This window comes from Arthrobacter sp. CJL-S3, assembly GCF_056711635.1.
Genome location: NZ_CM160046.1, coordinates 1,139,526 through 1,160,530, shown reverse-complemented (window position 1 = coordinate 1,160,530; position 21,005 = coordinate 1,139,526). Strand labels below are relative to the sequence as shown.

Genomic DNA, 21,005 nt, shown 5'->3' with positions numbered 1-21,005 from the left:
ATGGGGCTGGATGGCGGCCCGGCGGGGGCTAGCCGCAGAGCTGCGTCGAACTGATTCCACAACGTCTTCTACGCGTCATAGAAATGGCCTGTTGGGTCTATCTTAGCCCGGCGAAGAAGTCCTTTTCAGGCAGTTCGACCGGGACCCTGGCCTGGATCAGCGAGTAGTCCTCCCAGGGCCAGACGCGGCGTTGCATCGCCGGGGAGACGGCGAAGAAGAAGCCTTCCGGGTCCACCTGGGTGCGGTGTGCCCGCAGTGCGTCATCGCGTGCTTCGAAGAAGTCCCCGCACTCGATCTGGGTGGTGGTCGGGTGGGTCGGCGCGGGCGGTGTGTGGCCCTCGGCGTCGGCTTCCAGCCAGGCCGCGAGGCGTTCGGCATACGGCGAGCGGAGACCCGATTCCTCCAGCGCGAAGTGCAGGGCACGGAACCGTTCGGGGCTGAAGGCGCGGTCGTAGTAGAGCTTGTCCGGCGCCCAGGCCTCGCCGGTTCCGGGGTAGCGGTCCGGGTCCCCGGCGGCATCGAAGGCCTCGACGGCGACGCGGTGCGCCATGATGTGGTCCGGGTGCGGATACCCGCCGTTCTCGTCGTAGCTCAGGATGACCTGGGGCTTGAACTCGCGGACCAGCCGGACCAGCGGGGCGGCGGCCCGTTCCAGGGGCAGCGTGGCGAAGGAACCTGCCGGCAGCGGCGGCAGCGGATCGCCTTCGGGCAGCCCCGAATCGACGAAGCCCAGCCAGCGCTGGCGGACGCCCAGGACCTTGGCGGCGTGCTCCATCTCCAGCCGGCGCGCGCCGGCCATGTCGCGTTTGGGGTGCGGCTCGCCCTCCACGGCGGGGTTCTGGATGTCCCCGCGGGACCCGTCGGTGCAGGTGGCCACGAGGACGTCGACGCCGGACGCGGCGTACATGGCCATCGTGGCGGCGCCCTTGCTGGATTCATCGTCGGGATGAGCATGGACAGCCAACAGCCGAAGCGGCGCTGACGGGCTGGTGGACGCTGTCATCGTGGGACGGCTCCTCTTTCATCTACAGGTACAGATTTCATCTACAGGTACAAAACTCTTGGCAGGCGCAGCGGCCGGATCGGCGGCGCGGCACATACCCGTCCCGATCCACACTAAACTGGACTGGTGACTTCCAAGGATCAGCCTGCCGCGCCCGCGCCTGCAGCTCCCAGCCTAGCCAATCGTTACGGCGGTCAAAAGCGGACGCTCAGCGGCAAAGCCAAACGCACCATCCTAGTCCTTGCCCTCGTGGCCGGGATGGGCTTTATGGCCTGGATCTCAACGTCGAACGCGACGGAAAGCGTCACCTTCAAGGACATCGGCTACAGCACCCCGGACGCCACCCTGGCCGAGATCGATTTCCAGGTCACCAAGGAACCGGCCACCGCCGTCAAATGCTCTGTCAAGGCGCTTGATTCCAAGTTCGCCGTCGTCGGCTGGAAGGTCGTGGACATCGCGCCCAACGCCGCCGACGCCGGCTCGGACGGCGGGCGCACCACTGCCCACCGGGCGACCGTGCGCACCGAGTCCGCGGCCGTGTCCGGCGTCGTCGACAGCTGCTGGATTCCCGACGCCGGCAAATAGCACCCCCGGCACCACGGTGTGATCCACGCCGCAGCCTTCTTTGGTATATCCACAGGATTGACTACAATGGATCAATACCTTTCCCCCGCTGAGCTGGTTGCTGAGTCCTAAAAGTGGCCACCGTGGCGGGGTCTTTGCTTGTTTGACCACAAAGGAGAAGTCCGTGTCTACCACCAACAGCGCAACTGCAGCTTGGCTTACCCAGGAAGCTTTTGACCGCCTGAAGGCAGAGCTGGACCACCTCTCCGGCCCCGGCCGGGCGGAAATCGTCCAGAAGATCGAGGCGGCGCGCCAGGAAGGCGACCTCAAGGAGAACGGCGGCTACCACGCGGCCAAAGAGGAGCAGGGCAAGATCGAGGCCCGCATCCGCCAGCTGACCGCCCTGCTCCGGGACGCCCACGTGGGCGAGTCCCCGGCCGACGACGGAATTGTCGAGCCCGGCATGATCGTCGTCGCCAAGATCGCCGGCGATGAGGAAACCTTCCTGCTCGGCTCCCGGGAAATTGCCGGAGACTCGGATCTGGACGTCTTCAGCGAGAAGTCACCGCTGGGCGCCGCCATCGTCGGCCACAAGGCAGGCGACAAGCTCAGCTACACCGCCCCGAACGGCAAGGACATCCAGGTGGAGATCCTGTCCGCGAAGCCGTACGTCGGCTAACACCCGGCCCAACGCAACGCAAGGCACGACGCCGGCCCTCCCCAGCGGGAGGGCCGGCGTCGTTTTGCTGCCTGCCGGCGTCGCCGTGTGTTACTGCCTGCTGCGCAGCGTTCCGGCCCGCGGCGCGCTGAGCAGCAGGGCTGCGATCACTCCGCCGATGGCCCCGCCGAGGTGCGCCTGCCAGGACACGTAGCCTGCGACCGTGGGCAGGATGCCGAACAGAATCCCCCCGTACGTCAGGAACAGCACCACCGAGAGCAGGATCTGCCACCAGTTGCGGTTGAAGAAGCCGCGCACCAGCAGGAACGCGAAGAGGCCAAAGACCAGGCCGGAGGCCCCGACCGTGATGTTGAAGCCGCCGATCAGCCACACCACCGCCCCCGAGACGAGCCAGCTCAGGGCCAGGGTGGTGAAGAACACCCGCCGCCCGGAGAGCAGCACCAGGAAGCCGAAAATGATCAGCGGCAGCGTGTTGGAGAACAGGTGCGCCAGGTTGGCGTGCAGCAGCGGGAACGTCAGGATGTCCAGGATCCCGTCCGGGGTGCGCGGGCGCAGGCCGAACGTGCCGTTGAGCGACCGCAGCATGAGGGTGTTGATGACCTCGATGACGTACAGCACCAGCACGAACAGCCCCACCACCAGCAGTCCCTTGCGGGCGCGTGCCGCCGCGGTGTCGCCGGTGCGCGGCCTGCCGTTCCGGGTGGAGTCAAGCATCACGGTCCCCTAGTGCACAACGATTGGCTGGAAGCCCTCGGCCCGGAGCGCCGCGAGGACCTGCTCGCAGTGTTCGTGGCCCTTGGTCTCCAGGTTCACGGTGATGGACACATCGCCCATGCTGATCGATCCGCCCACCCGGGTGTGATCCAGGCCCGTCACGTTGGCGTCGTTCTCGGCGATGATCCGGGCGATCGTGGCCAGCGAGCCGGGACGGTCGTCCAGCATCATCCGCACGGTCATGTACCGGCCCGCGGCGGACAGGCCGCGCTGGATGACCTTGAGCATCAGCATCGGGTCGATGTTGCCGCCGGAGAGCACCACCGCGACGGTGCCGGGGTTTTCGATCTTGCCTTCCATCAGCGCCGCGACGCCGACCGCGCCGGCGGGCTCGACGACCATTTTGGCGCGCTCCAGCAGGAAGATGAGCGCCCGGGCCAGGGCGTCCTCGCTGACGGTGACGACGTCGTCGACGAGCTCCCGGATGATGCTGAAGGGCAGCTGGCCGGGCCGGCCCACGGCGATGCCGTCGGCCATGGTGGAGACGCGCTTGAGCGGCACGAGGGCATCCGCGGCGAGGGAGGGCGGGTAGGCGGCCGCGTTTTCGGCCTGGACGCCGATGATCCTGATCTCCCGGCCCAGTTCCTTCGCCCGGGCCTTCACGGCCACGGCGACGCCGGCGAGGAGTCCGCCGCCGCCGACGCCCATCAGGATGGTGTCGACGTCGGGGACCTGCTCCAGGATTTCCAGTCCGACGGTGCCCTGGCCGGCGACGACGTCGACGTCGTCGAAGGGGTGGACAAAGACGGCCCCGCTCTCGTCCGCGTAGCGCTTCGCCTCGGCGAGGGCCTCATCGACGTTGTGGCCGTGCAGGACCACTTCGGCGCCGTGGCTGCGGGTGGCGGCCAGTTTGGGCAGGGCAACACCCAGCGGCATGTAGATCCGGGCTTTGATGCCCAGGCTCTTGGCCGCGACGGCCACGCCCTGGGCGTGGTTGCCGGCCGAGGCGGCCACAACGCCGCGTTTCTTCTCCTCGGGGGACAGCTTGGCCATCCGGACGTAGGCTCCGCGGACCTTGAAGGAACCGGCCCGCTGCAGGTTCTCGCACTTGAGGAAGACCTCGCCGCCGATCATGCTGCCCAGGGCGCGGGAGGATTCAACCGGCGTCCGCGTAATAATCCCGTCGAGCAGCTTCTGCGCCTCCAGGACATTGTCCAGCGTGACGGGCAGGCTCTCAAGGGTGTTCACGAACGAGTCTCCTTTGTCGGATCAGTCTTCGGCGCGGTGTGGATCAGGGTGTGGATCCGGCACCCGGCAGGCGGGCGGCCCTCCCGGAGTGGCCGGCGGCTCCGGCCGGAACGTCCGGCCCCGCGGTCTCCAGCGCACTTTCATGTTCCCACGTTCTGCCGGCAATGTAGCGAATCGACGAGTTTGCTACGGCCAGGATGGGCACGGAGAACAGGGCCCCGGGGATTCCGGCGAGGTAGGAACCGGCGGCGACGGCCAGGATGACGGCGACCGGGTGCAGCTTAACTGCCTTGCCCATGATCAGCGGCTGGAGGATGTGGCTTTCCAGTTGCTGGACCAGCAGCACCACCCCCAGCATGATCAGGGCGTTCACCCAGCCGTTGGCGACGAGGGCCAGCAGCACCGCGACGGCGCCGGTCACCAGGGCGCCGACGATCGGGATGAACGAACCGAGGAAGACCAGGACCGCCAGCGGAAGCGCCAGGGGCACGCCGAGGATTGCCGCCCCCACCCCGATGCCGACCGCGTCCACGAAGGCGACGAGCATCTGGACCCGGGCGTAGCTCACCATCGAGGCCCAGCCCACCCGGCCGGCCCCGTCCGCCGCGGTGCGGGCCTTCCGGGGCAGCAGCCGCACGAGGAAGGACCAGATGCGTTCGCCTTCCAGCAGGAAGAAGATGAGGATAAACAGCGCCAGGATCATGCCGGCGGCGAAGTGCCCGGCGGTGCTGCCGAAGGACAGCGCACCGCTGAGGATGCTGCTGCTGTTGTTCTGCAGCGCCTCGGTGCCCTCTTTCAGGTACTGGTCGATCTGGGCCGCGGTGAGGTGCAGGGGGCCGTCCGCGAGCCAGACCTGGATTTTCTGGATTCCGGTCAGCGCCTCGCTCCACAGCTCGGCGAAGCCGGACACGAGCTGCCGGCCCACGAGGGCCAGGGCCCCGCCAACCAGGCCGATGAAGCCCAGGACGGTGATGGCGACGGCGAGCCCGTTGGGCGTTCGGTTCTTCCTGAGCCAGTTCTTCACCGGCGTCAGCAGCCCGGCCAGCAGCGCGGCGACCATTACGGGAATCAGCAGGAAGCTGACCCTGCTGAGCAGCCACACGAGAGCGCCGGCCATCAGGATGATCAGTCCAAGGCGCCAGGACCAGGACGCGGCGATCCGCACGCCGTACGGGATGTCCTGGTCGATTTCCCGGTCCGTGACCGTCCGCACCTGCGCGGGAACTCCGGCGGAGGCGCTGGCGGCGGGCTGGGCTGCGGCAGTGTGGTCTCGCGGGGCGGCATCGTCAACTGGCGTCATAGCCCAATGATTCACCAGCGCCGACCGGATAGGAAACCGTTCGCCGGCTCAGCGCCCCAGGAACGCGCTGATGCCCCACGTCATGGCGAACCGCTCCCCCGGATCCAGCCAGCGGAGGCCGTCTCCGGTGTTGAAGGCGTTGGCCGGTCCGGTCATCGGCTCGATCGCCACCGCCTTGGTGCGGCCCGGGAACTGGGTAGTGACAAAGACGTGGACGTAGCCGCAGTTTTCGTCCTGCCAGAGGCTCACGCTCCGGCCGTCCGGGGCGCTCAGCGTGTGCCGGGCGATGCCGGCGTCGAACTCCAGGTCGGTGTAGGCCGAATCGAGGTCCAGGTCGCCCACCGTCCGCCCGGCGCGGAGATCGAAGTCGCCGCCCACCGGTTCGGTCCGGCGCGGGATCAGGCGTTCGTCCGTCACGAGCCGGGTGCCGGCGTGCACGGTGACCGTCAGCTCCTCGCTGGGCACCTCCCCCAGCCGGAGGTACGGGTGCGCGCCGAGGACAAACGGGGCCGACTCCTGGGAGTCGTTGATCAGCGACTGCCGGACCACCAGGCCCAGGTCCCCGGCCAGTTCGTAGCGCACGCGGTGGCGCAGGAGGAAGGGATAGCCGTGCTGCGGGAACACCGCCGCTTCCAGGGTGACCGAGAACTCGGATTCGTCCACGAGTTCGTAAGCGGAGTTGCGCAGCAGCCCGTGGCTGGCGTTGTTGCGGGACACCTCAGTGATGTCCAGCTGCTGCTTCTTGCCGTTCAGGTACCAGACACCGTCCTCCACGCGGTTCGCCCACGGGGCCAGCGTGATGCCGGCGGCACCCGGGGAGATCTCCGCGTCACCGTAGCTTTCCGTCAGCTGCGTGCCGCCGCGGCTGTACAGCCTCAGCCCGGCGGCCAGTTCGGTCACGACGGCCAGGGCATCGCCGCGCCGCAGCTCGTACTGCCGGCCCGTGGCATAGCGCCGAGCGGACGCGTCCGGGCCCGGGCCCTCGCTGAGTCTCTCGCTGGCAGGGGAATCCGGGGAGGCGGGGCGCGGCAGGTTCATGGTCACCACCGTACCTAGCCGCAGGCCACGGCGTATACCGTGGATCCATGACCCGCATTTCCAGGACCGCCCCCGCCGGCAGCACCGCATGACCGTCCCCCTTGACGCCCGGCAACTGGCAGACCGCTTCGCTGCCGTCTTCGGCACGGCGCCCGACGGCGTGTGGCAGGCACCCGGGCGTGTCAACCTGATCGGCGAGCATACCGACTACAACGAAGGCTTCGTGCTGCCGTTCGCGATCGACCGGACCGCCAGGGTGGCGGTCCGCCGGGCGTCCGGACTCCGAGATCCGGCTGCTGTCCACCTTCGGCAACCAGGGACTGACGACGGCGGATGCCGGGTCTCTGGAGCGCGGCACGGCAAAGGGGTGGACCAAGTACCCGCTGGGTGTCGTGTGGGCGCTCCAGCAGCACGGGCTTCCGGTGCCCGGCTTGGACCTGCTGCTGGACTCCGATGTTCCCCGCGGCGCCGGCCTGTCCTCATCCCACGCGATCGAGTGTGCCGTCATCTCCGCCGTCAACGAGCTCACCGCGGCGGGCCTGGACGACCGGGACATGGTCCTGGCCACCCAGCGTGCCGAGAATGACTTTGTCGGCGCGCCCACCGGCATCATGGACCAGTCCGCGTCGCTGCGCGGTGCGGCCGGGCACGCCCTGTTCCTGGACTGCCGCGACCAGAGCTTCCGGTTGGTCCCGTTCGACGCCGAAGCCGCCGGACTGGTGCTGCTCGTGATTGACACGAAGGTGTCTCACTCGCACGCCGGCGGCGGCTACGCCTCCCGGCGGGCCTCCTGCGAGCTGGGGGCCGAGGTGCTCGGCGTGAAGGCCCTGCGCGACGTCGGGCTCGATGACCTGGAGGAAGCCAGCGGCCTGCTGGATCCTGAGACGTTCCGCCGCGTGCGGCATGTGGTCACCGAGAATGACCGGGTCCTGCAGGTGGTCGAGCTTCTCGCCAGCGCCGGGCCCGCGGCGATCGGACCGCTGCTGGATGCGTCCCATGCCTCCATGCGGGACGACTTCGAGATCTCCTGCCCCGAACTGGACCTCGCTGTCGGGGCCGCCCGTGCTGCCGGCGCGGTCGGTGCCCGGATGACCGGGGGCGGCTTCGGCGGCTCGGCGATCGCGCTCACCCCGGTGGCGGCCGAGCAGCAGGTGCGCGCCGCCGTCGAACGTGCCTTCGCCGGCGCCGGATACGCGGCACCGGAAATCTTCGGCGTCCGGCCCGCTGCAGGGGCGATGCGCCTGGCATAGCCGGAGCGTAGGCTGGGCGCATGCCCGATGCCGTCATCGTTTCCGCTGCCAGAAGCCCGATCGGACGCGCCTTTAAAGGCTCGCTGAAGGACGAACGGCCCGACGACCTCGCGGCGGCCATGGTGGCCGCCGCCCTGGCCCGGATTCCGTCCTTCGACGCGGCGGACACCGCCGGCCGCGGCCTGGACGACCTGTACCTGGGCTGCGCCGAGCCCAGCGGCGAGGCCGGCTCCAATATGGCCAGGGTGGTCACCATCCTCGCCGGGCTGGACACCGTCCCGGGCGCCACTATCAACCGCTTCTGCGCCTCGAGCCTGCAGACCCTCCGGATGGCCTTCCACGCCATCAAGGCCTGCGAGGGACACGCGTTCATCTCGGCAGGGGTGGAGGCCGTGTCCCGGTACCGCGACTGGGCCGGCGCCGGAGAGACGGACGCCAGCACGCACAACCCGCTTTTTGACGCCGCCCGCCAGCGGACCGCCGCCCGGGCCGCGTCCAACACTCCGTGGACGGACCCGCGGATGGGCGGCCGGATGCCGGATATCTATATCGCCATGGGCCAGGCCGCGGAAAACGTCGCGACCAGCTTCGGCATCGGCCGGGCGGACCAGGACGCCTGGGCGGTGCTCAGCCAGAACCGCGCCGAAGCCGCCATCGCCTCCGGCTTCTATGCCCGCGAGATCACGCCCTACACCCGCAGGGACGGCACCGTGATCGACCGGGACGACTCCCCGCGGGCCGGCGTCACCCTCGAGGCGGTCACCGCCCTGCAGCCGGTCTTCCGCGCCGAAGGCACCGTGACCGCCGGCAATGCCTGCCCGCTGAACGACGGCGCGGCCGCCGTCGTCGTGATGAGCGATACGCGGGCGCGCGAACTCGGACTCGAGCCGCTGGCACGGGTGGTCTCCACCGCCGTCAGCGCCCTCTCCCCCGAACTCATGGGCATGGGTCCGGTCGAGGCGAGCCGGCGGGCGCTGGCCCTGGCCGGGCTGGGGATGGAGGACATCGACCTCGTGGAGCTCAACGAGGCCTTCGCGGTCCAGGTTATCGCCAGCGCCAGGGAACTCGGGATCGACCATAACAAGCTCAACGTCCACGGCGGCGCCATCGCGCTGGGGCACCCCTTCGGGATGACCGGCGCCCGGATGACCACCACCCTGCTCAACGGCCTCCGGGAACGGGACGCGACACTGGGGCTGGCGACACTGTGTGTGGGCGGCGGCCAGGGCATGGCCGTGGTGCTGGAGCGGCTCATCTGAGGCCCCCGCCTGAGGTCACACCAAGAAGGGGAGCCCCGCCATCCGGCGGGACTCCCCTTCTTGGACGTGCGCTGCCGGCTTGACGCCGGCGCTGTTAATTGTCGCTGTTACTCGTCGCCGCGAAGGATGGCGAGCAGCCGGATGATCTCCACGTAGAGCCACACCAGCGTCACGGTCAGGCCGAAGGCCGCGGTCCAGGAGAAGCGCTGCGGGGCGCCGCTGCGGACGCCGGCTTCGATGCTGGTGAAGTCCATGATCAGGGCGAAGGCTGCGAGGCCGATCGCCAGGACGCCGATGAAGACGCCCAGCGGGATGCCGAAGATCTCGAACTCGGTGCGCAGGCCGAAGGGGGAATCGACGGCGCCGGTCCACATCATGACCATGTTGACGAGCGCGAAGACGGCGTAGCCGATGGTTGCGATCATAAAGAACCGGATGGCCTTCGGGGTCGCCCGGACCTTGCCGTTCTTGAAGAGCACCAGGGTCACGGCGAATACGGAGAGCGTGCCGATCACAGCCTGCAGGCCGACGCCCGGGTAGATGCCGTCGAGGATCCGCGTCAGACCGCCGAGGAACAGGCCCTCGAGGGCCGCGTAGGCCAGGATCAATGCCGGCGAGGGCTGCTTCTTGAACGTGTTGACGAGGGCGAGGACGAAACCGCCCAGCGCACCGACGATCATCAGCATGTAGGCCAGGCCCTCTGCCACCACGAGGGTGACGGCCGCGCCGGCGAGGACGGCGCCAAGGCAGGCAGCGGTCTTCATGATGACGTCGTCATACGTCATGCGGCCGGTGTCGGCGGGGCCGGCAGCGGGCCGGTTGTACATGTCCTGGAGCTGGCCCTGGGTCATGCCCTGCTGGGCAGGGTTCCAACCGGTCTGGGTCTGGCCGTACTGGGCCTGGCCATAGCCGTTCTGGCCGTAGGGGCCCTGTCCGTAAGCCTGCGGGGCAGGCGGTGCCTGGGTTGCTCCACGGAAGTTCTTTCCGTTGAAGACTGGGTTTCCGCCAAGTGCCATTGCGGGTGTCCTCCAAATAAGGGGGTGAATGATGATCCGGTAGTGAACTTTTAGTGCGTGGTTACAACACGCTACCAATTCCAACAGCCGACGGGCACTGTTAGTTCCCGGCAGGTCCTTCCCGCAACCCAACCGTGACCTCTCGCCCTGTTCGGGAACCTCGTTTCCCGAACAGGGATACCGACTGTTTAGGCATACTCAGGATCAACAAAAGTTTACTTAAGAACAGGTAAACCGCATAGTCGCCACGGCTTCACGGTTGTTACCCGATCGCGACGTTAAGCCTGCTCGCGACGGCATTCATTGCCCCGAACGGGCTGTAACATGGGCCAAATAGGGTGACGGATATCACAAGCCCTACTGCTCCACCGCATCGCACCAGGCACCACCCCCGTCACCCTGACTGTTCGCAGCGGTTGCAACGGCGCAACCCACACCACCCCCATGTGGAGGTTTCATTTTGAGAAGCACACCGAGAGGCCTGTCGCAGAGACGGCGCGGCAGACTGCTGAAAGTTGTGGGGGCTGTTTTTGCCGCCGTGGCCGCGCTACTGCTCATCGTCGCGCCAGCATCCCAGGCCACGAGCCCCTCGCCGACACCATCCCCGTCGGCAACCACGTTCCAAAACAGCATCAGCGGCTTCCTGCGCGGCGACGACCGCGCGCCGATCGCTGACGTCACCATCACGGCCAAGAAGGACGACTTCACCGGTACGGCCAAGTCGAGCGCCAACGGCTCCTGGACCATCGGGGTGCCCACCCAGGGGACCTACGTCGTCGAGCTGGATGAATCCACGCTTCCGGAGGGCATCAAACTCGCCGAGGGCCAGGAAAACCCCCGTGAGGTCACCTTCAGCCAGACCTCGAACCTCTCTGTGATCTTCGCCTTCGGTGAAGGCATCGTCGTCCAGCAGCAGGATTTCGGCCAGAACCTGATCAACCGCCTCGTGGCGGGCCTCAGCTTCGGTCTTCTGCTGGCCCTCGCCTCCGTGGGTCTCTCGCTGATCTTCGGCACCACCGGGCTGACGAACTTCGCCCACGGTGAGATGGTCACCCTCGGCGCCGTCCTGGTCTTCGCCTTCAACGCCATGAACCTCCCGTTCTGGCTGGCGATCGTGCTCGCACTGCTCGGCGGCGGTCTATTCGGCTACGTCCAGGATGCCGGCTTGTGGAAGCCGCTCCGGCGCCGCGGCACCGGCCTGGTGCCAATGATGATCGTTAGCATCGGCCTGGCCCTGGCCGTCCGCTACGTCATCCAGTTCTTCTTCGGCGGCGCCACGCAGCAGCTGCCGTACGCCCAGAGCTCGGAAATCCAGCTCGGCCTGATCTCCATTTCGCCCAACAACCTCTGGTCCCTCGTGATCAGCGCGGTGGTCATTGCCATCCTCGGGATCGTCCTGCTCAAGACCCGGCTCGGCAAAGCCACCCGCGCGGTCGCCGACAACCCGGCGCTGGCCGCGGCCTCCGGCATCGACGTCGACTCCGTCATCCGGATTGTCTGGGTCACCGGCGGCATGCTCGCCTCCCTCGGCGGCATCCTGTGGGCGTACTACCGGCCCGGCGTCACCTTCGACATGGGTTCGCAGATCCTGCTGCTCATCTTCGCCGGCGTCACCCTGGGCGGCCTCGGCACAGTATGGGGCGCTCTGATCGGATCCATCATCGTCGGTATCTTCGTGGAGCTGACCACCGTGTTCGGCCTCGCCGCAGACCTCAAGTACGTGGGAGCACTGTTCATCATGATTATTGTCCTTCTGATCCGGCCCCAAGGTATCTTGGGCCGGCGCGAGCGCGTGGGTTAGGAGACAGACATGGACTTCGGATTCATTTTTTCCAGCGCTGCCGGTGAACTGTTCAGCCCCACAACGGCTGCCTATGCACTGGCCACCCTCGGCCTCGCGGTTCACTTCGGCTACGCCGGCCTGCTGAACTTCGGCCAGGCCGGTTTCATGGCGGTGGGGGCCTACGGCTTCGCCATCTCCACCCTGACGTTCGGCGTTCCGTTCTTCGTCGGACTGCTGATCGCCGTCGTCTGCTCGGCCATCTTTGCGTTGCTGCTGGGTATCCCCACCCTCCGGCTGCGGGCCGACTATCTGGCTATCGTCACGATCGCGGCGGCGGAAATCGTGCGCTACATCGTCACCACCAACCAGCTGACCGCCATCACCGGTTCGGCCAACGGCCTCGCCGCGTTCGAGGGTGATTTCTACGCAATGAACCCCTTCCCTCCCGGTTCCTACATGGGCATGAACAACCGCGACTTCTTCATCCGGATCGTCGCCTGGGCTGTCGTGGCCCTGTTCTGCACCCTGGTGTGGCTGCTGATGCGCAGCCCGTGGGGGCGTGTCCTCAAGGGCATCCGCGAGGACGAAAACGCCGTCCGCTCGCTCGGCAAGAACGTGTACGCCTACAAGATGCAGGCCCTGATCATCGGTGGTGTGCTCGGCGCACTGGCGGGCATGATCTTTACCCTCCCCCGCGGCGCGGTCCAGCCTGCGAACTATGGCACCGAGCTGACGTTCTTCCTCTACACCTGCCTGCTGCTCGGCGGTCTGGGCACGGTGCTGGGGCCGGTCGTCGGTGCCATGATCTTCTGGGTCGTGCTGTCCCTCACACAAGGCATCCTCTACGGCCTCATCGAATCCGGCGCCATCACCTGGCTGAACACTGTCCAGGCCGGCCAGCTGCGTTACATCCTGGTGGGTGTCGCGCTGATGCTGCTGATGATCTTCAGGCCACAGGGTGTCCTCGGCAATAAGAAGGAGCTGGCGTTCGCATGAGCACGCATAGCGAAGAACCCCGCACATCTGAAAAAATTGACTACATGACGGACACGCGTCCGATTGCCGCCGGGGAGATTGCCCCCGGCTGCAAGAAGCGCGATCCGATCGTGGTGGCGGAAAACGTCACCCGCAGCTTCGGCGGCATCAACGCCGTCGACGTCGAGTACCTTGAGATCCCGCGGCACAAGATCACCGCGCTGATCGGCCCCAACGGCGCCGGCAAGACCACCCTGTTCAACCTGCTCACGGGCTTTGACACGCCGAACTCGGGCAAGTGGCAGTTCGAAGGCAACAGCCTGGCCGGGGTGTCCTCGTACAAGGTGGCCCGGATGGGCATGGTCCGCACCTTCCAGCTGACCAAGGTCATGGGCAAGCTCACCGTGATGGAGAACATGCGTCTTGGCGCCTCCCACCAGTCCGGCGAGCGGCTCTCGAAGGCCCTCTTCAAGGGCATCTGGGGCGGCCAGGAAAAGAAGATCACCGAGGAAGCCAACGTCCTGCTGGCGAAGTTCAAGCTGGACGCCAAGAAGGACGACTACGCGGCGTCCCTCTCGGGCGGCCAGAGGAAGCTGCTGGAAATGGCCCGCTCGCTCATGGTCCAGCCCAAGCTGGTCATGCTCGACGAGCCGATGGCCGGCGTCAACCCGGCCCTGACGCAGTCGCTGCTGGACCACATCAAGAACCTCAAGGCCGAGGGCATGACCGTGCTGTTCGTCGAGCACGACATGCACATGGTCCGCCACATCGCCGACTGGGTGGTGGTCATGGCCGAGGGCAAGATCGTCGCCGAGGGCCCGCCGGCCGAGGTCATGAAGAACCCCGCCGTGATCGACGCCTACCTGGGCGCCCACCACGACGTGGACCTCGGTGACTCGGAGGGCATCAAAGAGCTGGCCGCCGAACTGGTCGCCGACGAGGAATCGATTGTCGGCACCGAAAACGCCGGGATCATCTCGCTCGACGTCGTCGCCGCGGAAACGGATGAGCCGAAGGGCCCGGGCAGCAGTCCGGTGCGCGGCCGGCGCAGCGCCGAGGAGCCGACCCGCGGCGAGCAGCCGCCCAGCACAGCGAAGGACACAGAATGAGCGCCACCAGCGCGGCTCCCGCCGCAAAACCCGTGCATGATGAGGATTCGGTCGTCAAGGTCACCGATCTGGTGGCCGGCTACATCCCCGGCGTCAACATCCTCAACGGCTGCAGCATCGAGGCCCGCAAGGGCGAACTGATCGGCATCATCGGCCCGAACGGCGCCGGCAAGTCGACGCTGCTGAAGGCGATGTTCGGTCTGGTCAAGGTCCACTCGGGTTCTGTGGTGGTCCGCGGCCAGGACATCACCGGGCTCAAGGCGAACAAGCTCGTCAGCAAGGGCATCGGCTTTGTGCCGCAGAACAACAACGTGTTCGCGGCGCTGACCATCGAGGAGAACCTCCAGATGGGCATGTTCCAGCGGCCCAAGGACTTCGCCGAGCGCTTCGACTTCGTCACGGGCCTGTTCCCGGAACTCGGCAAGCGCCGCGCCCAGCGCGCGGGCTCGCTCTCCGGCGGTGAACGCCAGATGGTGGCGATGGGACGGGCCCTCATGATGGACCCGGCCGTGCTGCTCCTCGACGAGCCCTCCGCTGGCCTCTCCCCGGTCAAGCAGGACGAGACCTTCCTCCGGGTCCACGAGATCAACCGCGCAGGCGTGTCGGTCATCATGGTGGAGCAGAACGCCCGCCGCTGCCTGCAGATCTGTGACCGCGGCTACGTCCTGGACCAGGGCAAGGACGCGTACACCGGCACCGGCCGGGAGCTCATGAAGGACCCCAAGGTCATCCAGCTGTACCTGGGCACCCTCGCCGACACCGTCGAATAGTTCCCCGGCAACACCGCAGTAGCAGAAGGGCCGTCACCAGCCGGTGGCGGCCCTTCTGCGCGCCCGCGGTGCAGCAGCCCCGGTTCTCCCCGCCCGGGTCCCCCGCAGGACGACGGCGGCGTCACGCAGCGCAGGGATTCATCCCGGCCGCCGGGGCGCTGGGCCGGATCCCCGCCGTCGTGTACTCCAGCGCCGCCCTAAAGCCTGCCGCGCGTGACGCGTCGGCAGCCCTCCCCCGACCGCCGGTCCCCCGCAGGACGACGACGGCGGCCACGCGGCGCACGGCTTCGGCCAGGCTGGCGACTCTCTCGGCAGGGCCCGGCAGGACGACGGCGTCACGCAGCGCAGGGTTTCATACCGGCCGCCGGGGCGCAGGGCCGGATTCCCGCCGTCGGGCGCTCCAGCGCCGCCCTAAAGCCTGCCGTGCGTGACGCGTCACCCCCGGCCTGCCGCCCGCCCCGCACGCAAGAAACCCCCGTCCGGAGGGACGGGGGTTTCTTGGTGGCTAGGGAAGGGCGAGCTTACAGCTTGCCGAACTCTTCCTTGGATGCCTTGTAGGTGTTGTCATCCTGGAACTCGTAGATGCCGACGTAGGCTTCCGTCGGGTCACCGGCTTCGGAGAACGTTACGGGGCCGGACTGGCCGTCGTAGTCGATGTCCTTGCCGTTGCGGAGCAGGGTGACGCAGGACGGGAAGTCACTGCACTTTTCGCCGACCTCAGAGACTGCCTTGAGCTGAGCGGCGATGTCGACGCCCTTGGTGCTCTTGGCGGCTTCGGAAGCCAGTGCGATCAGGTTGGCGGCGTCGTAGGACTCGCCTGCGTAGCTGTAGTCCTTCAGCGCGGGATCGATGGCGAGGAGCTTCTTCTTGAAGTCTTCCTTCGCGAAGGTGCCCGGGATGGTGCCCTGGGCGCCCTTCAGGGTGCCTGCCTGGAAGTCCTTGCTGTAGTCGGACATGTTGCCGTCCACCATGAAGAGCTGGGTGGGCTTGATGCCCTTGCCCGTCATCAGCGGAACGATGCTCTTGGCCTGGTCGAAGGTGATCAGGGCGATGGCATCCGGCTTGGCGGCGATGACCTTGTCGACCTGGCTGCTGAACTGGGAATCGCCTTCGTTGAAGAGTTCCTCTGCAACAACCTTGCCGCCTGCGGACTCAAACGCGGCCTTCACGTTCTTCGCAAGGCCGGTTCCGTAAGCGTCGTTCAGGACGATCATGCCAACGGTCTGGGCGCCACACGTGGCCATGTAGTTGCCGAGGACCTTGCCCTGGAGCACGTCCGAGGGGGCAGTGCGCCAGTAGAGGCCCTTGTCGTCCCAGTCGGTGAAGTCCGGCGAGGTGTTGGCCGGGGAGAACTGGATGACGCCCGCGCCGGTGATCTGGTTGATCACGGTCTTGGAAACGCCGGAGGATGCGGCACCGATGATGGCGCCGACGCCCTGGCCCAGCAACGCCGTGGTGGACTGCGTGGCAATATCCGTCTTGGTGTCACCGGAGTCGCGGTGGATAACCTCTACAGGCTTGCCCAGCACGCCGCCGGCATCGTTGATTTCCTTGATGCCAAGGTTGACACCCGCGATTTCGGGCGGGCCGAGGAAGGCCAGCGACCCGGTGGTCGGCAGGAGCGAGCCGATCTTCAGGGGGGTGTCGGTGGTGCCGGTGGAAGCGGGAACAGTGCCGCCATTGGTTGCGGCCGAGGTGCCGGCTCCAGCTCCAGCGCTGGGAGCCGGGCATGCGATGCCTGCGGCGTTGGCGGAAGCGGATCCGGTTCCAGTCGCCGTCGGGGTGGACGTGCCACCACAGGCCGTAGCCAGAAGGGCGACGCCGATGCTAAGCGCTGTGAGCTTAGCGATGCGGGGCGCCACCTGGGGGAGTGAAGTCATTTACAATCTCCTCGATCTAAAGGTGCGAACGGCCTTTGATGCGAATGATCAGGTGTTCCTGATTTACTTCAAGCTAGTGCAATTCCGGCCCGATCCAAAGTGACTACGGTCACATCCTTATAACACTCGTTGCATAGAGGAAATCTGCCGGCCGGATCGGCGCGCGCCACAAAATGTGCCCCAGGTGGGACTCGAACCCACAACACGCGGATTTTAAGTCCGCTGCCTCTGCCAATTGGGCTACTGGGGCGCCCGGTCCATGGTATCCCGTCAAGGGGCCCGGCTAGGCGATGCCGAACGCTTTGGCGTAGCGGAAAGTCCCGCTGACGCCGCCCGGCCAGACGGCCAGCGGCAGCAGCTGGAAGTGCCCGCCCCAGGCCGGGTCGGGGGCATCGACGCCTAGCGAGGTCGACGCCACGAAGCCGAAGCGCGAGTAGTACTCCGGGTCGCCCAGCAGCGCGATGCCCCGCTCCCCTGCCGCGTTAGCCCGGAGAATCGTTTCCTTCATGAGCTTGGTGCCGATTCCGTGGCGCTGCAGCCGCGGGACCACCCCGATCGGGCCCAGGCCCAGGAGCTCCAGCTCCCCCACCCAGCCGCGGGTGCTGATCACATGGCCGACGATCCCGCCGTCGAGCTCCGCGACGATGCTGAACTCCGGCAGGTATTCCTCGCCGTCGAAGAGCGCCGCCAGGAGCTGCACCTCTTCGGGCTCGCCCTCGACGGGCAGGCCGGTGACCGGGGAGACCGCAAAGGCAGCGGCGGTAAGGGCCAGGATGGCGGGCCGGTCCGCGGGCTGCTCACTGCGCAGCACCAGCTCCGGGGCGGGCTTGTGCTCCCCGCTGGCCTCCACCAGTTCGTGCAGCACCTCAAGCGCCCGGTCAGCGTCCGCGACCGGGACCAGGAGGTGGTCATGGTGGAAGCCGGCCAGGACGTTGCAGCTGATCTTGGCCTCGGTCAGGGCGGCGCTGACGGCGGCGGTCAGGCCAATGGCCTCGAGCGAGGAGTGCACCTGGAGGGTGATCCAGGCGCCGACGAAGTCGTAGGACAGCCCGAGGCTGTCGGCTTCGGCCCGCGGCAGGACAACCGTCAGGCCCTCCGCTTCACGCACGGCGGCCGCGATCGCCCCGGCAAGGGGACGGCCGTGCGGCCAGAGGACGTAGACGAACTCGCCGTCCCGGACTTCCGGGTGCATGGTGGCCAGCAGGGTGTGAAGGTCCTTTTCAGCGGTCATGGAGCCCAGTCTAGGCGCGGCCCCGGCCCGTCCCCGGCAGGCTGCCGGGGACGGCGTCGGGGTTAACGACGACGGCGGCCGCTCCCCCGCAAGGGAACGGCCGCCGTCGAAGGCTGCTGCAGGCTACTTGGAGTCGGCCGAAACAGCTTCCTTGTTCGCAGGCTTGCCGGCAGCGGCCGCCGGCTTCTCCGCGGCGGGGGCGGCGGGTGCCGCGGCCGGCTTGGGAGCCGGCGCCGCCGCGGCGACGAAAGCGCCACGCGGGTTGTCCAGGTCGATCAGCTGGGTGGTGTCGCGGCCCATGAAGAAGGCCAGGATCCAGCCGAAGATGACCCGGATCTTGCGTTCCACGGTCGGCATGGCCATACCGTGGTAGCCGCGGTGCGCCAGCCAGGCCAGCGGGCCCTTGAGGCCGATGCGGCCCAGAAGGTTGATGTTCGCCACACCCTTCCACTCACCGAAGCCGGCCACGGCACCCAGATTCTTGTGCTTGTAGTCCTTGAGCGGCTTGTCCCAGCGGGAGGCCCACAGGTTCTTGGCGAGGAGCTTCGCCTGGCGCAGCGCGTGCTGGGCGTTGGGGACGCAGGTGCCGTCCGGCAGGCCGCTGCCCGTGAGGTCCGGAACTGCCGCAACGTCGCCGGCAGACCAGGCGTTGTCGATGATGCCTTCGTCGCCGGCGATGCGCAGGTCCGCGAGGACACGGACGCGGCCGCGCGGCTCGAGCGGGAAATCGGTGGAACGGACCATCGGGTTCGCCTGCACACCGGCAGTCCAGACCAGGGTGTCGGCCTGGAATTCCTGGGCCGCCGACTTGTCCGGAAGGTTGATGAGCTTCAGGGAGCCCTCGGCGCTGTCCAGCGAGGTGTTGAGCAGAACCTCGATGCCGCGGCTGCGCAGGTGCTCGACGACCCACTCGGCCTGGCTGGCGGTCACCTCGGGCATGATGCGTCCCATGGCCTCCACCAGGACGAAGCGGACTTCCTCCTGCTTGACGCGGGGGTTGTTCTTGACCGCGGCGCGGGCGAGATCTTCCATTTCGGTGATGCACTCGATGCCGGCGAAGCCGCCGCCGACCACAACGAAGGTCAGGGCGCGGGCGCGTTCGGCCGGATCCGTCATGAGCGAACCGGCTTCGATCCGGTCGAGGACCTTGTTGCGCAGGGCCACGGCCTCCTCGATGGTCTTGAGGCCGATGCCCTTGTCCGCGAGGCCCTTGATCGGGAAGGTGCGGGTGATGGCGCCGGCGGCCACTACGACGTCGAAGTACGGGACCTCGAAGTTCTCGCCGCCATCGGCCGGGGCCACCACTGCGGTGCGGTTGGCGTGGTCGATCGAGGTGACGCGGCCCTGGATGAGCTCGGTCTGCTTGAGGTGCTGGCGGTGCGAGACGACGGCGTGGCGTGCCTCGATGTTGCCGCCGGCAACTTCGGGAAGGAAGGGCTGGTAGGTCATGTAGGGCAGAGGATCAACGACGGTGACGATGCCACCGGCATTCGCGATCTTCTTCTGCAGTTTGAGGGCTACGTACAGGCCGACGTACCCGCCGCCGACGACGAGTACCCTGGGACGGTCCTGGAGCTGAGGGGAGGATGCCATTCCCCAAGAATACCGTAGTTTGTGAAAAACTTCACTAACTACGGTTTTCCGCTGGAATCCGCGGAATCCAGCGCTCCGGTGTCCGGCGTTGCCGGGCCGCCGGGGCCTCCACGTGGCGCGGGCCGCACGGCACGCCGGAGCTGGAACACGGCGGCCCCCACGATGCAGAGGAGCAGCCCGCCGAATCCCAGCACCACCAGGGCCGGCACGGCGCCGTCCAGCTGTGACGGGGCCTCCGCGACCGGGACGGTGGCCTCCGGAAGGGTGGGGACCGCGCTGGAGGGGACCGCTGAGGGCGCCGCTGACGCGGTGGCCAGGTTGCCCCGCCGGTGGACCCGGATCCAGTCGGAGATCGAACCCAGCGGATTGACCCGGGATTCCGGAACGTCGGCCTTCAGGGCCGCCTCGGCGTCGAGGATCCCGAACCCGTACAGCGGGTCCTTCCCCTTGGCGCCGGCGTCCTTCGCGGTGCTGACGATCCGGTTGATGACCTGGTTGGCCGACATTTCCGGCCATTTGGAGCGGATCAGGGCCGCCACACCGGCCACGATGGGCGTGGCGCCCGAGGTGCCGGCCCATTCCGCGTAGCCGCCGCCGGGCAGGCCACCGATCAGGTTCTCTGCCGGGGCCGCGACGCCGATGCTGATGCCTTGGGAGGAGGAATCGATGCTGGCGGTTCCCTGGCGGTCCAGCCCGGCGACGGTCAGCACGCCGGGGATGGTGGCCGGGGCCCCGACCTGGACGTTGCCTCCCCCGCGGTTGCCCGCGGCGGCGACGATCACGACGTCCTTCTGCTCGGCGTACAGGAAGGCCGCATCCCAGCTTTGCGGCCATTCCGGCGACGTGCTGCCCAGCGAGATGTTGATGACGCGGGCTCCGTTGTCGACAGCCCAGCGGACGGCCTGGGGTATCTGGTCCTGGTCGCTCTTGCCGCCGGGGTTCGGGGATCCGAGCCAGGTGGAGACGGACAGCAGCTGCGCTTCGGGGGCCACCCCGACAATTCCGTCCGGCGCGACGGACGGGCCCGCGCTGGGGCTGGGCGAGGCCGTGGCGTCGGCGGGCTGGTGCCCGCGGCCGGCCAGCATGGTCGCGACCAGGGTCCCGTGCTCGGGCTTCGCACCGATGCTCTTCTGCCCGTCCGGGCTCCCCGCGCCGGAGACGTCGACGCCGCCGGCCAGGACGCCGGCCAGGTCCGGGTGCTTGCCGTCCACGCCGCTGTCGATCACGGCGACCTTGACATTGGCGCCCCGGGAAACCTCCCAGGCCTTGGTGATGCCGGATTCGGCGAGCCAGTACTCCTTGTCGCGCCAGGCGTCGGCGTGCGCGGCGGGGGCTGCGGTCAGGGCGGCCGTCAGCGTGCTGCCCGCAAGGGCCAGGGCCACCAACGCGGAGGCGGTCCGGCGGCGCCGGGCTGTTGCTCTGGTCATTCGGGTCCTATCGGCGGGACAGCTGGTGGCGCTGTGGCTTCGGTGTCGGTGGGGCTGCGGTGGCGGCTGGGCTGCGGTGGCGGCTGGGTTGTGGTGGCGCTGGGAAACGCCGGGAGGGAATTGTGCGGGGATGTGCGGACCGGGCGCCGCCGGCCGGGCGTCCGGC

Annotated in this window: 17 protein-coding genes, 1 tRNA gene and 1 pseudogene; 8 read left to right on the top strand and 11 right to left on the bottom strand. The window is 67.8% G+C overall.

Translation table 11 applies throughout. The features are described 5' to 3' along the window. Nucleotides 1-97: 97 nt before the first annotated feature. Nucleotides 98-1,003, bottom strand: coding sequence for a mycothiol conjugate amidase Mca (gene mca, locus AC06G6_RS05305; protein WP_479827050.1), 906 nt, complete (start codon nt 1,001-1,003; stop codon nt 98-100). 126 nt (nt 1,004-1,129) lie between these two features. Here mca and AC06G6_RS05300 point away from each other — a divergent pair, with 126 nt between their 5' ends. Then, entirely contained in the window at nt 1,130-1,588 is a 459-nt protein-coding gene (locus AC06G6_RS05300; protein ID WP_479827048.1) for a DUF4307 domain-containing protein, read from the top strand. 163 nt (nt 1,589-1,751) lie between these two features. Beyond that, nucleotides 1,752-2,246, top strand: coding sequence for a transcription elongation factor GreA (gene greA, locus AC06G6_RS05295; protein ID WP_479827046.1), 495 nt, complete (start codon nt 1,752-1,754; stop codon nt 2,244-2,246). A gap of 90 nt (nt 2,247-2,336) precedes the next feature. Here greA and AC06G6_RS05290 read toward each other — a convergent pair whose 3' ends face one another. From AC06G6_RS05290 to AC06G6_RS05275, 4 genes are read right to left on the bottom strand one after another with little or no spacing between them, the layout of a single operon-like run. Further along, nucleotides 2,337-2,960 carry a rhomboid family intramembrane serine protease gene (locus tag AC06G6_RS05290; protein ID WP_479827044.1) on the bottom strand — a complete coding sequence of 208 codons (624 nt, stop codon included), beginning with the start codon at nt 2,958-2,960 and terminating at the stop codon, nt 2,337-2,339. A 9-nt stretch (nt 2,961-2,969) separates the two neighbouring features. Next, nucleotides 2,970-4,208: a threonine ammonia-lyase gene (gene ilvA, locus AC06G6_RS05285; protein WP_479827042.1), complete on the bottom strand. Its 1,239-nt coding sequence runs from the start codon at nt 4,206-4,208 to the stop codon at nt 2,970-2,972. 43 nt (nt 4,209-4,251) lie between these two features. Further along, nucleotides 4,252-5,508, bottom strand: coding sequence for an AI-2E family transporter (locus AC06G6_RS05280; protein ID WP_479827040.1), 1,257 nt, complete (start codon nt 5,506-5,508; stop codon nt 4,252-4,254). A gap of 48 nt (nt 5,509-5,556) precedes the next feature. Then, complete coding sequence (locus AC06G6_RS05275) at nt 5,557-6,546, bottom strand: aldose 1-epimerase family protein (RefSeq protein WP_479827038.1); 990 nt, start codon at nt 6,544-6,546, stop codon at nt 5,557-5,559. An 88-nt stretch (nt 6,547-6,634) separates the two neighbouring features. Here AC06G6_RS05275 and galK point away from each other — a divergent pair. Together galK and AC06G6_RS05265 are read left to right on the top strand one after the other, a co-directional pair. Then, nucleotides 6,635-7,796: pseudogene (gene galK / locus AC06G6_RS05270) on the top strand (galactokinase). A 20-nt stretch (nt 7,797-7,816) separates the two neighbouring features. Further along, entirely contained in the window at nt 7,817-9,055 is a 1,239-nt protein-coding gene (locus AC06G6_RS05265; RefSeq protein WP_479827036.1) for an acetyl-CoA C-acetyltransferase, read from the top strand. 107 nt (nt 9,056-9,162) lie between these two features. Here the strand turns inward: AC06G6_RS05265 and AC06G6_RS05260 are convergent, their stop codons facing one another. Continuing rightward, nucleotides 9,163-10,071 (bottom strand): Bax inhibitor-1/YccA family protein, encoded by a 909-nt coding sequence (locus tag AC06G6_RS05260; protein ID WP_479827034.1) that lies wholly within the window; start codon nt 10,069-10,071, stop codon nt 9,163-9,165. A 517-nt stretch (nt 10,072-10,588) separates the two neighbouring features. Between AC06G6_RS05260 and AC06G6_RS05255 the strand changes: the two genes are divergently transcribed. From AC06G6_RS05255 to AC06G6_RS05240, 4 genes are read left to right on the top strand one after another with little or no spacing between them, the layout of a single operon-like run. Then, nucleotides 10,589-11,872: a branched-chain amino acid ABC transporter permease gene (locus AC06G6_RS05255; protein WP_479827032.1), complete on the top strand. Its 1,284-nt coding sequence runs from the start codon at nt 10,589-10,591 to the stop codon at nt 11,870-11,872. Between the two features lie 9 nt (nt 11,873-11,881). Further along, nucleotides 11,882-12,850, top strand: a complete 969-nt coding sequence (locus tag AC06G6_RS05250; protein ID WP_307459169.1) for a branched-chain amino acid ABC transporter permease — start codon at nt 11,882-11,884, stop codon at nt 12,848-12,850. Continuing rightward, nucleotides 12,847-13,938: an ABC transporter ATP-binding protein gene (locus AC06G6_RS05245; protein WP_479827030.1), complete on the top strand. Its 1,092-nt coding sequence runs from the start codon at nt 12,847-12,849 to the stop codon at nt 13,936-13,938. Before AC06G6_RS05250 ends, AC06G6_RS05245 begins: the two co-directional genes overlap by 4 nt. After that, the gene (locus tag AC06G6_RS05240; protein WP_307459174.1) at nt 13,935-14,708 is read left to right on the top strand and encodes an ABC transporter ATP-binding protein; all 774 of its coding nucleotides are present in this window, start codon (nt 13,935-13,937) and stop codon (nt 14,706-14,708) included. The genes AC06G6_RS05245 and AC06G6_RS05240 overlap by 4 nt, the downstream gene beginning before the upstream one ends. A 521-nt stretch (nt 14,709-15,229) precedes the next feature. On the opposite strand, the gene AC06G6_RS05235 is transcribed toward AC06G6_RS05240, so the two are convergent. The 5 genes from AC06G6_RS05235 to AC06G6_RS05215 form a co-directional block, all read right to left on the bottom strand. After that, nucleotides 15,230-16,588, bottom strand: coding sequence for an ABC transporter substrate-binding protein (locus tag AC06G6_RS05235; protein WP_479827028.1), 1,359 nt, complete (start codon nt 16,586-16,588; stop codon nt 15,230-15,232). A 176-nt stretch (nt 16,589-16,764) separates the two neighbouring features. Continuing rightward, nucleotides 16,765-16,838: transfer RNA gene (locus AC06G6_RS05230), tRNA-Leu, on the bottom strand. Nucleotides 16,839-16,871: 33 nt separating this feature from the next. After that, entirely contained in the window at nt 16,872-17,819 is a 948-nt protein-coding gene (locus AC06G6_RS05225) for an N-acetyltransferase (RefSeq protein WP_479827026.1), read from the bottom strand. A gap of 123 nt (nt 17,820-17,942) precedes the next feature. After that, nucleotides 17,943-19,412, bottom strand: a complete 1,470-nt coding sequence (locus AC06G6_RS05220) for an NAD(P)/FAD-dependent oxidoreductase (RefSeq protein ID WP_479827024.1) — start codon at nt 19,410-19,412, stop codon at nt 17,943-17,945. Nucleotides 19,413-19,450: 38 nt separating this feature from the next. Continuing rightward, on the bottom strand, nt 19,451-20,839 hold the full coding sequence (locus tag AC06G6_RS05215; protein ID WP_479827023.1) for a S8 family serine peptidase: 1,389 nt from the start codon (nt 20,837-20,839) through the stop codon (nt 19,451-19,453). Nucleotides 20,840-21,005: the final 166 nt, after the last annotated feature.

Bases quoted from the DNA above. Each gene is read 5' to 3' on its own strand.
- mca (WP_479827050.1), bottom strand. From the start codon at position 1,003: ATGACAGCGTCCACCAGCCCGTCAGCGCCGCTTCGGCTGTTGGCTGTC.
- AC06G6_RS05290 (WP_479827044.1), bottom strand. From the start codon at position 2,960: ATGCTTGACTCCACCCGGAACGGCAGGCCGCGCACCGGCGACACCGCG.
- AC06G6_RS05280 (WP_479827040.1), bottom strand. From the start codon at position 5,508: ATGACGCCAGTTGACGATGCCGCCCCGCGAGACCACACTGCCGCAGCC.
- AC06G6_RS05275 (WP_479827038.1), bottom strand. From the start codon at position 6,546: ATGAACCTGCCGCGCCCCGCCTCCCCGGATTCCCCTGCCAGCGAGAGA.
- AC06G6_RS05265 (WP_479827036.1), top strand. From the start codon at position 7,817: ATGCCCGATGCCGTCATCGTTTCCGCTGCCAGAAGCCCGATCGGACGC.
- AC06G6_RS05260 (WP_479827034.1), bottom strand. From the start codon at position 10,071: ATGGCACTTGGCGGAAACCCAGTCTTCAACGGAAAGAACTTCCGTGGA.
- AC06G6_RS05250 (WP_307459169.1), top strand. From the start codon at position 11,882: ATGGACTTCGGATTCATTTTTTCCAGCGCTGCCGGTGAACTGTTCAGC.
- AC06G6_RS05245 (WP_479827030.1), top strand. From the start codon at position 12,847: ATGAGCACGCATAGCGAAGAACCCCGCACATCTGAAAAAATTGACTAC.
- AC06G6_RS05240 (WP_307459174.1), top strand. From the start codon at position 13,935: ATGAGCGCCACCAGCGCGGCTCCCGCCGCAAAACCCGTGCATGATGAG.
- AC06G6_RS05235 (WP_479827028.1), bottom strand. From the start codon at position 16,588: ATGACTTCACTCCCCCAGGTGGCGCCCCGCATCGCTAAGCTCACAGCG.
- AC06G6_RS05225 (WP_479827026.1), bottom strand. From the start codon at position 17,819: ATGACCGCTGAAAAGGACCTTCACACCCTGCTGGCCACCATGCACCCG.
- AC06G6_RS05220 (WP_479827024.1), bottom strand. From the start codon at position 19,412: ATGGCATCCTCCCCTCAGCTCCAGGACCGTCCCAGGGTACTCGTCGTC.
- AC06G6_RS05215 (WP_479827023.1), bottom strand. From the start codon at position 20,839: ATGACCAGAGCAACAGCCCGGCGCCGCCGGACCGCCTCCGCGTTGGTG.